This window comes from Microbacterium schleiferi (genome assembly GCF_015565955.1).
GTDB lineage: Bacteria > Actinomycetota > Actinomycetes > Actinomycetales > Microbacteriaceae > Microbacterium > Microbacterium schleiferi_A.
Window position 1 is genome coordinate 2,940,247 of the sequence record NZ_CP064760.1, and the last position, 14,502, is coordinate 2,954,748.

Below are 14,502 nucleotides of genomic sequence, written 5' to 3' on the forward strand. Positions count from 1 at the left end.
TGCAGAAGGTCATGAGGCCGGATCGGTCGGTGTGATCCCGGCGGCGGGCAGCAACACTTCGTCCAGCACGTGGATGAGAAACTCCCGCGTGACCGGGAGCCGCTGCGCGAGCGTGCGAAACGAGACCATCGCCGGCGTCAGGGAGGCCAGCGCCTCCACATCGATGTCGGGGCGAGTCTCGCCGCGGTCGCGCGCCCGTTCCAGCAGCGCCCGATTGACGGCGATGCGCGGCTCCAGGATCGCGGCAAAGGCGGCGTGTGCGAGCTCGGGATCTCGGGAGACCAGCGACAGGATGCCTCCCATGACGTGAGTCTTGAGTTCGGCATCCTCGATCGAGGGAGCGCGGATCAGTGCCACGAGATCGCCACGCAGGCTGCCGGTATCCGGAAGGTCGTCGGGGTCGAGATCACGCCGCTTCATGCAGGCAACCGCATCGATGACGAGGTCAGCCTTGGACGGCCACCGCCGATAGACCGTGGCCTTGCCAGCCCCTGCTCTCGCCGCGACCATGTCGATCGTCATACCGTCGAAGCCGTGCTCGGCCAGAACAGCGATCGTCGCCTCGAGGATGTCAGCGTCGCGCGACGCGTCGCGGGGCCGCCCCAGGCGCGGCGCGGCCTCGACCGACGTCGTCGTCGCCTGCGAATCCATCACACTCCTTGCGCTCGGGTCCGTCGCGTTCCGTGGATCCCGGGCCGGCTCAGTCTACTTCAGGAACCGTTCATTTCCGATACTAGTCAGTTTCGTATACGCTGACGCCGTGACGACTCCTGATCTCGCTTCCCCGACGACACCCGCGACTCGCCGCTGGTGGACGCTGGGCACCGTAGCCATCGCCCAGCTCATGGTCGTGCTCGATGCGACAGTGGTGAATATTGCGCTTCCCGCCGCGCAAGCCGACCTCGGCTTCTCCGACGGTGACCGCCAATGGGTCGTGACCGCGTACTCCCTCGCGTTCGGCAGCCTCCTCCTGCTCGGCGGACGCCTGTCCGACCTGATCGGCCGCAAGCTCGCCTTCCTGATCGGACTGGTCGGTTTCGCGGCAGCGTCGCTCCTGGGTGGACTCTCCGTCTCGTTCGAGATGCTCGTTGCCGCTCGCGCTCTGCAGGGCGCCTTCGCGGCGCTGCTGGCACCCACCGCCCTGGCCGTGCTGACGACGACCTTCACGATCCCGCGTGAGCGATCTCGCGCGTTCGGTGTCTTCGGCGCTATCGCCGGCGCGGGAGGCGCCGTGGGGCTGCTGCTCGGCGGCTTCCTCACCGAGCAGTTCGACTGGCGGTGGAACCTCACGATCAACGTCGTCTTCGCGGCGATCGCTTTCGTGCTGGCCCTGGTGTTCGTTTCGACAGCGCCCCGCCAGGGCCCCCGCCCGCAGCTCGATATTCCGGGCACCCTGCTGGCTTCCGCGGGTCTGTTCGCCCTGGTCTTCGGGTTCTCCCGCGCCGAGTCCGATGGGTGGGATGCACCGATGACGTGGGGGTCGCTCCTCGCGTCCGGCGTGCTGCTGGTCGGGTTCGTGTTCTGGCAGCGCGCGACCAAGCATCCGCTGCTGCCGCTTCCCGTTGTCGTCGACCGCAACCGCGGCGCGTCTTTCCTGTCGGTCATGATCACGGGTGCCGGCATGTTCGGCGTGTTCCTATTCGTGACCTACTACTTCCAGCTGTCGCTGGCCTACACGCCGATGCAGACCGGCGTCGCCTTCCTCCCGATGATCGTCATGCTCGTCATCGCCGCGCAGCTGAGCACGAACCTGCTACTGCCACGCCTGGGCCCGAAGATCCTCGTCCCTACCGGGATGCTGCTGGCTGCCGCGGCAATGGTCTTGTTCACACGTCTCGATGTCGACAGCAGCTACTTCGATGCCCTTCCCGCCCTCCTCGTCCTCGGCTTCGGCATGGGCACGATCATGCCCGCCGCGATCCAGACAGCAACGCTCGGGGTGGACCGCCGATACGCCGGCGTTTCCTCCGCCATGGTCAACACGAGCCAGCAGGTCGGCGGCTCGATCGGCACGGCACTCCTGAACACCCTGGCCGCAACGGCACTGACCGACTACGTCGCCGCCAACCAGCCGGCATCCAAAGCCGTGCTCGCCGACGCGGCGGTGCACAGCTACACGGTCGCGTACTGGTGGAGTGCCGCGTTCTTCACGGCGGGCGCGATCATCGCGGCGGTCCTGTTCCGGCGCAAGCGGTTCTCGGTCGCGAGCGCCTTCCACAGCGAGACGGCAGACGCCCCCGCCCTCGCGCACTGATCCGGCCGCGAGGGCCGCGGGCTCACGCCTCGCGGGTGATCGTCACCTTCACCGACATGTCGCTCTTGAACGGACCGGCGTAGACGCCGCGTACGGGAGGCACGTCGTTGTAATCACGGCCTCGCCCGACCAGGACGTGACGGTCGCCGATCTCGGTGTTGTTGGTCGGGTCGAAGCCCTCCCACGATCCCGAGAACCACTCGACCCACGCGTGCGACTCGCCCTCGACGGGGACGCCGACTTCTGCGTTGGCTATCGGATGCAGGTATCCGGACACGTAGCGGGCCGGGATGCCGACCTCGCGCAGAGCTCCGAGGGCGATGTGCGCGATGTCCTGGCAGACGCCCTTGCGCGCTTCCCACGCCTCGGCCCCGGTGGAGTGCACCCCTGTCACCCCGTGCACGTACTCGACCGCATCCCCGATCGCCATCGCGATCGCGTGGGCGGCCTGCCCCGGCTGGTCGTGCTGCGCGGCGATCGACCGGGCGATCTCAGCCACCTCAGGGTGCGGCTTCGTGCGCGCCGTCTGCCCCAGTTGCTCGACGATCTCCACCGACCGAGCCGCCTCCCGCTGCAGCTGCTCCCACGTGATCTCGGTGTGCTCGAGCGGGCGCGGGCGCACCTCGACCAGCGAGCGTGCCGTGAGGGTCAGTGCCGCGTGCGGCGACAGGATGTCGAACGAGGTCACGCGCGTGCCGAAATAGTCGACGTACTGATTGACCGACGTCGACGGTTCGATGTCCAGGGACGCACTCAACACGAACTGACTGTCGGTGGAACCGGGCAGCATCCGCGCCTCGTTGTACGACGCCGAGACATCCCCCTGGTAGGCGAACGCGGTCTGGTGCTCGATGCGCAGGCGCTTCATGAGATCTCTCCGATCCAGCTGGGCTCGGCCTGCGTCGGGAAGAAGCGCTGACGGATCGCTTCCGACGCCTCACGGGTGACGACCTGCACGCGTTCCATCTCGTCGGGAAGGTCGCTGAGGATGTCGGCGACGGGCTTGTACTCGAGATCGTTGCGGATGCGGCCCAGGGCTCGCAGCACATTGTTGGAGTGCCCGACGCGGTCAGCGCGCGGGTCGATCGCCGACATGCAGCCCTCCGCTTGTTGGATGGAGTAGATGATGGACCGCGGAAACAGGCGGTCCAGGAGCAGGAACTCCGCGGCGTTCCGCGCGCTGGGAATGCCCCGGTAGGTCCGGAGATAGGCCTCATAGGCGCCGCACGAACGCAGAATCGTGGTCCACGACGGGCCCGATACCTCCGTCAGTGACCTCGTCGCGAGCAGCCGCGCCGTCATGTCAGCGCGTTCGATGCTGCGACCGAGCGTGAAGAACTGCCACGCCTCGTCGCGGCTGGTCGAGGAGTCGACGATCCCGACGGCGAGCGCAGCGCGCTCGCGGGCCCACTGGAAGAACTCGTGCACCTTATCGGACTGGAGGCGCCGCGGCATCCGAGAGTTGGTCGCGTTCAGGCACTCCCAGAGTTCGGTGGAGACGATCTCCCGAGCCCGCCTGGCGTTCTCGCGGGCCGACGTGACCGAATACGCGATGCTCGACGGGTTCATCCGGTCCACAGCGAGCCGCTGCAGAACGTCCTCGCGGCCGACGAGCTCGGGCCCATCCGGCGGAAGTGAACCCATGACGTTCAGGAGTGAGCGGCACGCGGTGTCTTCGTCGATCCACGGGTCTTCGAGCAGCAGCTGCAAGTGCACGTCGAGGATGCGCGCTGTTCCGTCGGAGCGCTCGATGTAGCGTCCGATCCAGAAGAGGCTCTCGGCAATGCGGCTCAGCATGATGCACCGTCCTCGGCCTGCTGCTGTTGCTGCTCCTGCTGCCCGGAGTGCGTCGCAGCCCGGTCCTGGGGCGAGTGCGTCGGCTGGGTCTGCTCGGGATAGATGATCGGGATCGCCTCGGTCACCGACGCCTGATCCGCGACCAGGCCGGCAAGCCCCTGCCCCTGCCCGTACTCGACGTGCGGCGGTGCGTCGCCGCCGACGATCCACGTGTCTTTCGACCCGCCGCCCTGGCTCGAGTTGACCACGAGTTGCCCCTCGGGGAGCGCGACGCGCGTCAACCCGCCCGGGAGAACCCAGACTTCGTCGCCGTTGTTCACGGCGAAGGGACGCAGATCGGCGTGCCGGGGGCGGACGCCGTCTTCCACGAGAGTCGGGATCGTCGAGAGCATGACGACCGGCTGCGCGATCCATCCGCGCGGGTCGGCCAGCAGCCGTTTGCGGAGCTTGTCGAGTTCGGCGGGGGACGCATCCGGGCCGACGACGAGGCCCTTGCCTCCCGAGCCGTCGACGGGTTTGATCACGAGCTCGTCGAGGCGATCGAGCACCTCTTCGAGCGCGTTCGGATCCTCCAGCCGCCACGTGTCGACGTTCTTGAGGATCGGTTCTTCCGCAAGGTAGTACCGGATGAGGTCGGGAACGTAGGTGTACAGCAGCTTGTCATCAGCGACCCCGTTGCCGACAGCGTTGGCGATCGTGACGTTGCCGAGGCGCGCCGCCAGCAGCAGTCCCGGCGCGCCGAGCATGGAGTCCGCGCGGAACTGCAGCGGATCGAGAAAATCGTCGTCGACGCGACGGTAGATGACATCGACGCGTTGCGGACCGCGGGTGGTGCGCATGAAGACCTTGCCGCCGGCACAAACGAGGTCGCGGCCCTCGACGAGTTCGACGCCCATGAGCCGGGCCAGCAGCGTGTGCTCGAAGTACGCCGAGTTGTAGACACCGGGCGTGAGGACGACGACGTTCGGGTCCTCGATGCCGGGGGGCGCCGACGCTCGCAGCGCCGCCAGCAGCTTGTTGGGGTAGTCGCCAACGGGGCGCACGCGCATCGAGACGAACAGCTCGGGCAGCGTCTGGGCCATCACCCGCCGGTTCGAGATGACGTAGCTGACCCCGGACGGCACGCGCACATTGTCTTCGAGCACGCGCATCTCGCCGTGCTCGTCGCGGATCAGATCGATCCCCGAGACCTGGATGCGGACCCCGTTCGCACTGTGGATGCCGGCCGCTTGCCGGTAGTAGTACTGCGATGATGCGATCAGCGCCGCGGGAAGCACACCATCGCGGACGCAGTGCTGACGACCGTAGGCATCATCGAGGAACGCTTCCAGCGCGCGCACGCGCTGCGAGACTCCCGCCTCTACGCGAGACCACTCGTCGTAGGTGATGACGCGAGGCACGGCATCCAGGGGGAACGGGCGTTCTTCGCCCGCGAAGTCGAAAGTGACGCCCTGAGCGAGGTACGAGCTCGCGAGCGACTCGGTGCGTCCGCGCAGCTCTTCCTGCGTCATCTGCGCGAGCGCCTGATACAGCTCCCGGTACGCGCGGCGCGACTCGGCAGAGCCGTCCATCGCTGGAGCGGACGCGAACATTTCATCGAACGGCGGGACGCCCGACGAGGTCTTCCGCGTCGATGCGGTGGAGCCGTATCCGTCGAACAGGTCACCCATGTCACGAGCCTAGTCGCGGCCGTGTTGCACGGATGTTTCCATCTTTCGGATTCCTTACAGACGGGCCCCCACCCCTCAGAACGCCATTAGCCTCGGGGACGTGGGTGACACCCGACGCAAGCAAGACACCGCCGTCGCCGCTCTTGCAGGAGCCGCCGCGGCGATCCTCGGTGCGGGATTGGGAGAACTGGCAGCGGCGCTGTTCGCTCCCGCATCCAGCCCTTTCGCCGTCATCGGCGGGGCGATCATCGACGCCGCACCGCCCTGGGGCAAGGATTTGGCGATCGCCCTATTCGGCACCAACGACAAGATCGCGTTGCTCACCGGCATCGGCATCGTCCTGATTCTGTTGGCGGGTCTTGCCGGCATCCTGCAGCTGCGGAAGCCGCCGTGGGGCCTTGTCATCCTCGGCGCTTTCGGTGTCGTGGGCGCTGTTGTCGCCCTCACGCGCAGCGACGCCAGCGGGATCGCCTGGCTCCCCTCGGTGATCGCGGGCGCCGTCTCCGTCGTGACGCTCCACTACCTCGTTCGGATGCTGCGCCGTCGCGTCGCGTCCGAGGCCGGGGAGGTCGATGCGGATGCCGATACCCGCCCGAGCCGCCGCCAGGCACTCGCGTGGATGGGCGGCGCAACCGCCGTCGGTGTCATCGCCGCTGTTGCCGGGAACATCGCTCGGGGCGGCGCACGGGCGGTGACGACGGTGCGCGAGGCCCTGAAGCTTCCGGCGCCGGCCACGACCGTGCCGCCGATTCCCGCGGGCGCCGAGCTCGACATCCCCGGGATCTCGCCCCTCATCACGCCGAACGCTGAGTTCTACCGCATCGATACCGCGCTCGTGGTGCCGCAGGTCGACCCGGCGAGCTGGCGACTCCGGATCCACGGGATGGTCGAGGAAGAGGTCGAACTCACCTGGGACGAGCTCCTGGCCTTGCCGCTGGAGGAGAGCACGACAACACTCACCTGCGTGTCGAACAACGTCGGCGGCGACCTGATCGGCAACGCCGTGTGGCTCGGCTGCCCCCTCCGGGAGCTGCTCGCGCGGGCGCGTCCGACGGCGGATGCCGACATGGTGCTGTCGACCTCGGTCGACGGCTTCACGGCTGGGACGCCGCTTGAGGCCCTCACCGATGATCGCGACGCTATCCTGGCGATCGGCATGAACGGTGAGCCGCTCCCGCCGGAGCACGGCTTTCCCGTGCGGATGGTCGTTCCGGGCCTGTACGGCTACGTGTCGGCGACGAAGTGGGTCGTTGATCTGGAGGTCACCCGGTTCGATCAGGCCGAGGGCTATTGGACACCGCGAGGCTGGTCGGCGCTCGGTCCGATCAAGCTGCAGTCGCGCATCGACGTCCCCCGCTCAGGCGTCACCCTGCCCGTCGGGGAGACCGTCATCGCCGGGGTGGCCTGGCAGCAGCACGTCGGGGTCGCGGGCGTCGAGGTGAAGATCGACGACGGACCCTGGCAGCAGGCGGAGCTTGCGACAGCGATCTCGGACGACACCTGGGTGCAGTGGAGCATCCCGTGGGATGCCACCGATCCCGGCCAGCACACCATCCGCTGCCGCGCCACCAACGTTGACGGCGAGACGCAGACCTCCGATCAGGCTCCCCCGGCCCCCAACGGCGCCACCGGCTGGCACACGATCATCGCCAACGTCTCCTGACCCCGCGCGGCATCCGGCCACTCACTTTCCGCCGAACCCACACCCTTCGCACCGAGCCCACACCTTCCGAGCACCAGAACCTGTGGGTGTGGGCACGATGCTGTGGGTTCGCGCCTCAGGAGAGGGTCGGTGCCCGGGGCGATCAGGCGGCGAGGACGAGTTTCAGCTGCTCGATCGCCCAGTCGATCTCGGTGGCACGGATGACCAGGGGCGGCGCGATCCGGATGGTCTGGCCGTGCGTGTCCTTGACGAGAACGCCGCGGGCCAGGAGACGCTCGGCCACCTCGCGCCCGGTACCGACCTCGGGAGCGATGTCGATGCCGGCCCACAGTCCCGCGACCCGCACGGCGGTGACCCCGTGCCCGACCAGGTCGGCGAGGCGCATCTCCAGGTGCTCCCCGAGTGCGCGGGCGCGTTCCTGGAACTCCCCCGTCGAGAGCATCTCGACAACCCGTTCGCCGATTGCTGCGGCGAGCGGATTGCCCCGAACGTCGAGCCGTGCTCGCCGGGACGGATGACGCCGAGCACGTCGGCGTTCGCGACGACCGCCGACAGGGGCAGGATGCCGCCACCGAGCGCTTTACCGAGCAGATAGATGTCGGGGACGACTCCCTCGCGATCGCACGCAAAGGTCTCCCCCACACGTCCGAGCCCGGACTGGATCTCGTCGGCGATGAGCAGCACGTTGTGCCGATCGCAGATCTCACGAACCGCCCGCAGGTATCCCTCGGGCGGCACGATGACGCCGGCCTCACCCTGGATCGGCTCGAGAAGGACGGCAGCCGTGTTCTCATCGATCGCTGCCTCGATGGCGGCGGCGTCACCGAACGGAACCTGCGCGAACCCGCCGCTGTAGGGCCCGAAGGCGTCCCGCGCGGCGGGGTCGTCGGAGAACCCGACGATCGTGATCGTACGGCCGTGGAAGTTCCCGCCCGCGACGATCACGCGTGCGGCATCCGCCCCGATTCCCTTGACGCGGTAGCCCCACGCCCGAGCCACCTTGATACCGGTCTCGACGGCCTCAGCGCCGGTGTTCATGGGCAGCACCATGTCCTTACCGGCAAGGTCGGCGAGCGCCGCGGCAAAGGTCCCGAGCTTGTCGTTGTGGTACGCGCGGCTCGTGAGCGTCAGCCGCTCCAGCTGTTGCCGAGCCACCGCCAGGAGGGCCGGATGCCCGTGCCCGAAGTTCAGCGCGGAATACGCCGACAGCAGGTCGAGGTAGCGCTTGCCCTCGACATCCGTCACCCACACGCCCTCGCCGCGAGAGATCACGACCGGCAGGGGGTGATAGTTGTGGGCGAGGTGCTCCTCTTCTGCCCGGATGATCTCGAGCGTCGTGGCGTCGACCGAGGTCCCTTCGGCGCTCATGACGAAGCCTGCTTTGCGCGCAGCTCCAGCGTGCAGCACTTGATGCCGCCGCCGCCGAGCAGCAGCTCGGACAGGTCGATGAGCACCGGGTTGTAGCCCCGTTCGCGCAACTGAGCTTCGAATCCGGTGGCGCGCGGCGAGATGAAGACGTTGTAGCCGTCGCTCGCGGAGTTCAGACCGAAGACGGCACCATCGGCATCCGAGACGCGGATGGCGTCGGGGAAACGCTCCGCGAGAATCTGCTGGCTGGCCTCATTGAAGGCGCCCGGAAGGTAGGCGATGTTCGCGGCATCCGGCCCGCCCTTGGCCGCCCCGACGACCGGATCGAGCACCGAGATCGCGGTGTCGAGGTGGTAGAAGCGCGGGTCGGTGAGCGTCAGCGACACGACCTCCCTGCCGAAGACCTCGCCGACCTCACGGTGGCTGTCGCCGGTCGAGCGGAACCCGGTGCCGGCCAGGATGACATCGCCGGCCAGCAAAAAGTCACCCTCGCCCTCGTTGACCTCTTCGGGGACGATCGTGTCGAACCCTGCGGCCCGGAACCAGTCGATGAAGTGGCGCTCTTCGCCAGCACGCTCAGCGAAGCGGAACTTCGGCGCATACGCGACCCCGTCGATCACGAAGCCGCCGTTGGCCGTGTAGACCATATCGGGCAGCCCTTCGGCGGGGTCGATGAGCTCAACCTCGTGGCCGAGTTCGACATAGGTGTCATAGAGCGCCTGCCACTGCGCGACAGCCTTGGCGGTGTCGGTGGGCTTGGCCGGCTCCATCCACGGGTTGATCGTGTAGCTGACCGTGAAGTGCTCGGGGCGGCACATGAGGTACCGGCGGCGGTGAGCGGTGCGGGCGGGTGATGCGGCGGGGGCGGGCGTCGTAGTCGTCACGTCGTTCTCCTGGAGAGTGCGGCTGGCGGACGCTGTCCAGAGGCCCGGCGGAGCAGAAAGATGCCGGCGACACGGGCACGCCGGGCTCTATTCTCGCACGATCATTGCGATCGGCCGAGGTCGCGGGCGACGGCGACCGCGCCTGCATCCGGACCGCGTCCGATCCGTCGACGGGGGCGGCGAATCAACCGGGGCTAACTCCTCACTGTTGACCCACTCGATGCAGTTCGGGGGCTGGACCTAGCAAGTCCAACGCGGAATTGAGGAGATAGCCACGGCGCGAGAGCGCTATTCGACCGTCACGACCACCTTGCCGACGGCGTGTCCGGCGTCCACGTGCGCGAGAGCATCCCGCGCCGCGGCGAACGGGTAGGTCTGCTCGATCACGGGGTGGATGCCGCTCTGACCGGTGAGCTCCAGCAACTGCGTCAGGATCTCGGGCTTCGCGGTGGCAGCGAGGGAGCGGATTCGGCGGCGCCGGCGTGACACGAAGACGGCTCTGAGCATCCGTTCCATCGGGCCGAGCACCGGTCCGCCGTTGCCTGACACGAGGACCACCGTGCCACCGTCCCGCAGCAGAGCGCGAAGGGTCGAGAGCGGCGCCGTGCCGGCAATGTCGATCACGGCATCGAAGGACGCCGCGGGAAGCTCGGGAGAGCCCGGCTGCACCTGCCGGTAGTCGAACGTGTGGGCAGCTCCGAGGCCAGTCACGAGGTCGAGCGCACGTTCTCCGGCTAGCGCCCACACGTCGGCTCCGCGCTGGGCGGCAAGTTGGACGGCGAAGGTGCCGAAACCGCCCGCCGCACCGATGACCAGGACGCGGCTTCCGGATCCGACGCTGGCGGCATCCAGGGCCTGTACTGCGGTTCCGCCCGAAACAGGCAGCGCGGCGGCGAGCTGAGCCGGCACGTGGTCGGGCCGGGCCACGGCGCGGGCGGCGGGGATGATCGCGTACTCGGCCAGGCCCCCGCCGACACCGATCTCGGCCACGACCTCATCTCCGGGGCTCAAGGCCGTGACCCCGGAACCGACGGCGACGACGGTGCCTGCGACATCCATCCCCCGAACGGCAGTCCGCGGGCGACGGATGCCGAACGCGAGTCGTACGAGGTAGGGGTCGCCGCGCATCAGGCGCGCATCCCCGGCGTGGATGCCGCACGCGCGCACCCGCACGAGGAGGTCCGTCGGCCGGGGAACGGGCACCGGCAGTCGTGCGGGTTCGACGACGTCGGGTCCGCCGTAGCGGTGCTGGTGCCACGCGGCCATCGTGGTCGGCAGGTCGGGGTCGCGCATTCCGACCTCTGGCTCGTTGTCGGTCATGGGTTCACGTCCGTTTCGGTGGTCGCCGGGTCAGGCGCCCGCAGATGCGTCGGCATCCGCCGGGTACTGGAAGAGGTCGTCGATCGCGACTCCGAAGAGCCGCGAGAGCTGGAAGGCGAGCTCGAGAGATGGTGAGTACTTGCCCTGCTCGATTGCGATGAGCGTCTGGCGGGTGACGCCGATTCGGCGTGCGACCTCGGCCTGCGTCATCCCGGCCGTCTCACGCGTTGCGCGGATGGTGTTGGTGATCCTCGTCGGCTTGACCATCACGGCATCCCGCGGCGGTAGACAACGATGCGGGCGATGCCGCCGACGAAGGCCGAGAGGAAGAACCCGAAGAAGACCGCATTTCCGATCCAGAACCACTCGGCCTGCACCATGGCAAGAGTGAGCGCAGCGAGTCCTCCGATGACCAGGAAGGCCTGACCGACACGGTCGCCGAGGTGCTCGATCTCTCGGTCGCGTTGGTCGGCGCGGTGCTCCTCATCGGGGTCGCGCATGCCCGCGCCGATTCCCCACAGGATGCTGATCACGATCGAGGCCGCGATGGCCCCGAGGATCGTCCAGACCATCGGCCACTGCCACGCGATCTGGCCGACGGGCGTGCTCCACAGCTGGGGCAGCACCAGCGCGAGGTACACGACGGTCCCCGCAGCGCTCGCGATCAGCTGAGACCAGGTATTTCGTTCCACGTATCCCATGTCGACTCCTCGACGCTCGAATGTATAGAATCTTTGACATCTCGAGCGTACGGCGGCGCCGCCAGCCATGTCAAGTTTTCTTTACATGTCGTGGATTGTTCGTCGGGGGCAGCCGGATGCCGACGCGCCGGTCGGAGCGATTCGTCCCACGGATCTGACAGAAGCCGCGGCGTCTGACCCGAGCGCCACGCCCCGGGCTGGCCACCCTCGCGGTTCAGCCGAGGCCGAGGCGCGCGAGATAGTCGTTCGTGAATCGTCCCCGCGGGTCCATCCGTTCCCGCAGCGCCGCGAACTCGTCCCACCGCGGGTAGCGGCGGCGGATGCTGTCGGCATCCATCGTGAACACCTTGCCGCTATGGGGCCGCGCCGACGCGGGCAGGGCTTCTTCGATCCTCGGCAGGAGCGCCTCGACGCCTGCGGAGTCGGGTCGCCACGTGAAGTGAAGCCCGACCGTCTCACGCCCGAACGCCGGACTGAGCCAGAGATCATCGGCTGCCATCGTGCGCACTTCGCACACGTACAGGAGCGGGGCGATCTTCGATGCCAGGCCGCGGAGCGCCTCGACAGCGGCGGCGATATCGCGCCGGTCGATGAGGTATTCGCTTTGCAACTCCGCACCCGCCGACGGGGTGAACTCGAGCCGGAAGTGCGGAAGCCGCGAGTGCCACGGTCCAGGCATTCCGCCCTGCACCGTGCACGGCTCCGGTGCGACACCCGGAACCGGATGCCGCGGCCCATCAGCCTCCCGGCCACCCGCCGCTCGGACGGCATCGGCGTGCGCGCGACCCGGACGCGCCTTGACCCAGACCTGATCGATCGCCCCGGCATCCTGCCACGTCGTGAACAGACTGACGCTGTCACCCGCACCGGTGACACCATCGAACCGCGGGAGGACCTCGTCCCACTCGGCGCCCTCGTAAACCGTCTGCGCGATCTCGTACGTCGGCTCGATCTGGAGCGTGAGATGCGTGACAACTCCGAGCGCCCCGAGCGCCACGACGGCCCCGTCGAAGTCCGGCTCGCCGCGGCGCAGCATCCGGACCTCGCCATCGGCAGTCATGAGGTCGAGACCGACGACCTGCGTGGCGAGCGAGCCGATCCGGTCACCAGATCCGTGCGTGCCGGTCTGCACAGCACCGGCAACGGAGATGTGCGGCAGCGACGCGAGATTGGCCAGGGCGAAACCCGCGGCGTCCAGAGCCGGCACGAGATCGCCGTAGCGCAGTCCCGCCGAGACGCGAGCGGTCGCCGCACCCGTGTCGATCTCGATCTCTCGCGGCATCTGTGCCAGCGAGACGAGCGTGCCCTCGGTGTCAGCGATCGGGCTGAATGAGTGTCGGCTGCCGAGCGCCCGCACGCGCGGGCTCGCGGTGATGACATCGGCCAGCTCGCCGAGACTCTCTGGTTTGCGGAGCTCCGCCGCTCGATATGTGAGATTGCCCGCCCAGTTCGTCTCGACCATGCCCCTATTCCAGCACGCGGATGCCTCGGCGGAGGCCCCGCGGCTCGACGCAACGGCGCACGGTTCAGGCGACACGCCGACGCACGGATGCCGACACCGGCGCGTCGCGCAAACTCTGCGCCGTTTCGCCCGCCGTGCCCGCCGAACGTCGAGCCCCCGGTGTTACCGTGTGACTGGCGAGAGGAGGCCGATGGATGCGTAACGCAACCGGAGCGCTGTTCGCCCTCATCCTCTCGACGCTGGGGCTGCTGGCCCTCACCGACGCCACCACCGCCACGCTCGCCGTGGCTGTCGTCGTGACTGTGGCGCTCGCCATTCTCGCCCTCCACTCGGTGACACGCCCCGCCTCTGCGCAGCAGCAGCTGGCCCGCGCGGCCGGCGAAATCGACCGCTCCGCCCTCGTCGAGCAGAGCGATCCGGATGCCGCGGGCCACGCCCGCCCGCGGGCCCCGGGCCGTGCGGCATAGGCCGCGCCCGGTCGTCCCGCTTCCTCCCGAGTTCACGCATCCATCCGTGACGGGGTGAGCCCTGACGTTCGATGACCATGCGGCCAGACGCACCCGCATCCGTCATCGACCCATCGGGAGTCCGCCGTGGACCTGTTCGCCTTCCCTCCTCTGACCGCCCTTCTCGACACCGCCTACCGCGTTCTGATGGGCGTGTCCGACCTTCTCACCCCTCTTGCGGGAGCGGCGTCGGCCGCTCTCGCAATTGCTGTCATCACCCTCCTCGTTCGCGCCGCACTCATCCCTACCGGGATATCCCAGGCCCGATCCGAGCAGGTGCGTACGCGCCTGGCTCCTCGTCTGCGCGAGATTCAGAGGCGGTTCCGAAAGAACCCGGAACGGATGCAGCGCGAGATGATGCAGTTGTATCGCGACGAAAAGACGTCGCCGCTCGCGGGCATCCTGCCCGCCCTGATCCAGGCTCCGATCGTCGGCCTGATCTACGCCGTCTTCCTCCACCCCACGGTCGCCGGACACCCGAACGACCTGCTGACCGAAGAGCTCCTCGGCGTACCGCTGGGCGCGAGACTCGTCGGCTCGTTGGGCGAGCTGTCGGTGGAGGTGGCCGTCGTGTTCGGCATCCTGATCGTGCTGATGGCGGTTGTCGCCGAGGTCACACGGCGCGTCTTCCGCCCGGCGATTCCCCCGGAACCGGATTCCTCACCGCTCGCATCCGGCGGAGTACAGCGAGTGCTGGGCTTCCTGCCCTACCTCACTGTCGTGTTCGCGGCGTTCGTGCCGCTGGCCGCGGCCATATACCTCGCCGTCACCGTCACCTGGACGCTCGGGCAGCGCTGGATCCTGCGGCGGATCTACCCCCTCGCGTGAGCCCCGTCAGGTGGTGGGCGCAACGGCGCACGTCGAACTCGACGCGCCG

13 protein-coding genes and 1 pseudogene are annotated in these 14,502 nt (G+C 68.3%); 4 read left to right on the forward strand and 10 right to left on the reverse strand.

The window, feature by feature from the left end; genetic code table 11:
• Positions 1 to 9 precede the first annotated feature (9 nt).
• Entirely contained in the window at positions 10 to 651 is a 642-nt protein-coding gene (locus IT882_RS14295) for a TetR/AcrR family transcriptional regulator (protein WP_195692392.1), read from the reverse strand.
• A 109-nt stretch (positions 652 to 760) separates the two neighbouring features.
• Between IT882_RS14295 and IT882_RS14300 the strand changes: the two genes are divergently transcribed.
• Positions 761 to 2,254, forward strand: coding sequence for an MFS transporter (locus IT882_RS14300; RefSeq protein ID WP_229382160.1), 1,494 nt, complete (start codon positions 761 to 763; stop codon positions 2,252 to 2,254).
• 22 nt (positions 2,255 to 2,276) lie between these two features.
• Here IT882_RS14300 and IT882_RS14305 read toward each other — a convergent pair whose 3' ends face one another.
• The 3 genes from IT882_RS14305 to IT882_RS14315 are packed head-to-tail and all read right to left on the reverse strand — an operon-like array spanning position 2,277 to position 5,721.
• A complete protein-coding gene (locus tag IT882_RS14305) occupies positions 2,277 to 3,122 on the reverse strand; it encodes a transglutaminase family protein (protein ID WP_195692394.1) in 846 nt (281 codons plus the stop codon).
• Positions 3,119 to 4,051: an alpha-E domain-containing protein gene (locus IT882_RS14310; RefSeq protein WP_195692395.1), complete on the reverse strand. Its 933-nt coding sequence runs from the start codon at positions 4,049 to 4,051 to the stop codon at positions 3,119 to 3,121. The genes IT882_RS14305 and IT882_RS14310 overlap by 4 nt, the downstream gene beginning before the upstream one ends.
• The gene (locus IT882_RS14315) at positions 4,045 to 5,721 is read right to left on the reverse strand and encodes a circularly permuted type 2 ATP-grasp protein (protein WP_195692396.1); all 1,677 of its coding nucleotides are present in this window, start codon (positions 5,719 to 5,721) and stop codon (positions 4,045 to 4,047) included. The genes IT882_RS14310 and IT882_RS14315 overlap by 7 nt, the downstream gene beginning before the upstream one ends.
• Positions 5,722 to 5,821: 100 nt before the next feature.
• Here IT882_RS14315 and IT882_RS14320 point away from each other — a divergent pair, with 100 nt between their 5' ends.
• Positions 5,822 to 7,384 carry a molybdopterin-dependent oxidoreductase gene (locus IT882_RS14320; protein ID WP_195692397.1) on the forward strand — a complete coding sequence of 521 codons (1,563 nt, stop codon included), beginning with the start codon at positions 5,822 to 5,824 and terminating at the stop codon, positions 7,382 to 7,384.
• 142 nt (positions 7,385 to 7,526) lie between these two features.
• On the opposite strand, the pseudogene rocD reads toward IT882_RS14320, so the two are convergent.
• The 6 genes and pseudogenes from rocD to IT882_RS14350 all read right to left on the reverse strand — a co-directional run bounded on the left by rocD (position 7,527) and on the right by IT882_RS14350 (position 13,119).
• Positions 7,527 to 8,752: pseudogene (gene rocD, locus IT882_RS14325) on the reverse strand (ornithine--oxo-acid transaminase).
• Positions 8,749 to 9,636 carry a dimethylargininase gene (gene ddaH / locus IT882_RS14330; RefSeq protein WP_229382161.1) on the reverse strand — a complete coding sequence of 296 codons (888 nt, stop codon included), beginning with the start codon at positions 9,634 to 9,636 and terminating at the stop codon, positions 8,749 to 8,751. Before ddaH ends, rocD begins: the two are co-directional and overlap by 4 nt.
• A gap of 288 nt (positions 9,637 to 9,924) precedes the next feature.
• Positions 9,925 to 10,956: an NAD(P)-dependent alcohol dehydrogenase gene (locus tag IT882_RS14335; protein WP_229382162.1), complete on the reverse strand. Its 1,032-nt coding sequence runs from the start codon at positions 10,954 to 10,956 to the stop codon at positions 9,925 to 9,927.
• Positions 10,957 to 10,986: 30 nt separating this feature from the next.
• Positions 10,987 to 11,223: a helix-turn-helix transcriptional regulator gene (locus IT882_RS14340; protein WP_195692398.1), complete on the reverse strand. Its 237-nt coding sequence runs from the start codon at positions 11,221 to 11,223 to the stop codon at positions 10,987 to 10,989.
• Entirely contained in the window at positions 11,223 to 11,657 is a 435-nt protein-coding gene (locus tag IT882_RS14345) for a hypothetical protein (RefSeq protein WP_195692399.1), read from the reverse strand. Before IT882_RS14345 ends, IT882_RS14340 begins: the two co-directional genes overlap by 1 nt.
• 214 nt (positions 11,658 to 11,871) lie before the next feature.
• Positions 11,872 to 13,119 carry an FAD-binding protein gene (locus IT882_RS14350; RefSeq protein ID WP_195692400.1) on the reverse strand — a complete coding sequence of 416 codons (1,248 nt, stop codon included), beginning with the start codon at positions 13,117 to 13,119 and terminating at the stop codon, positions 11,872 to 11,874.
• 194 nt (positions 13,120 to 13,313) lie between these two features.
• On the opposite strand from IT882_RS14350, the gene IT882_RS14355 reads away from it, so the two are divergent.
• Both IT882_RS14355 and IT882_RS14360 read left to right on the forward strand, forming a co-directional pair.
• Entirely contained in the window at positions 13,314 to 13,586 is a 273-nt protein-coding gene (locus IT882_RS14355; RefSeq protein WP_195692401.1) for a DUF6412 domain-containing protein, read from the forward strand.
• Positions 13,587 to 13,712: 126 nt separating this feature from the next.
• A complete protein-coding gene (locus IT882_RS14360) occupies positions 13,713 to 14,453 on the forward strand; it encodes a YidC/Oxa1 family membrane protein insertase (protein WP_195692402.1) in 741 nt (246 codons plus the stop codon).
• Positions 14,454 to 14,502: the final 49 nt, after the last annotated feature.

Coding starts and splice junctions, on each gene's coding strand:
- IT882_RS14315 (WP_195692396.1), bottom strand. CDS start 5,721: ATGGGTGACCTGTTCGACGGATACGGCTCCACCGCATCGACGCGGAAG.
- IT882_RS14305 (WP_195692394.1), bottom strand. CDS start 3,122: ATGAAGCGCCTGCGCATCGAGCACCAGACCGCGTTCGCCTACCAGGGG.
- IT882_RS14350 (WP_195692400.1), bottom strand. CDS start 13,119: ATGGTCGAGACGAACTGGGCGGGCAATCTCACATATCGAGCGGCGGAG.
- IT882_RS14340 (WP_195692398.1), bottom strand. CDS start 11,223: ATGGTCAAGCCGACGAGGATCACCAACACCATCCGCGCAACGCGTGAG.
- IT882_RS14335 (WP_229382162.1), bottom strand. CDS start 10,956: ATGACCGACAACGAGCCAGAGGTCGGAATGCGCGACCCCGACCTGCCG.
- IT882_RS14295 (WP_195692392.1), bottom strand. CDS start 651: ATGGATTCGCAGGCGACGACGACGTCGGTCGAGGCCGCGCCGCGCCTG.
- IT882_RS14310 (WP_195692395.1), bottom strand. CDS start 4,051: ATGCTGAGCCGCATTGCCGAGAGCCTCTTCTGGATCGGACGCTACATC.
- IT882_RS14345 (WP_195692399.1), bottom strand. CDS start 11,657: ATGGGATACGTGGAACGAAATACCTGGTCTCAGCTGATCGCGAGCGCT.
- IT882_RS14355 (WP_195692401.1), top strand. CDS start 13,314: ATGCGTAACGCAACCGGAGCGCTGTTCGCCCTCATCCTCTCGACGCTG.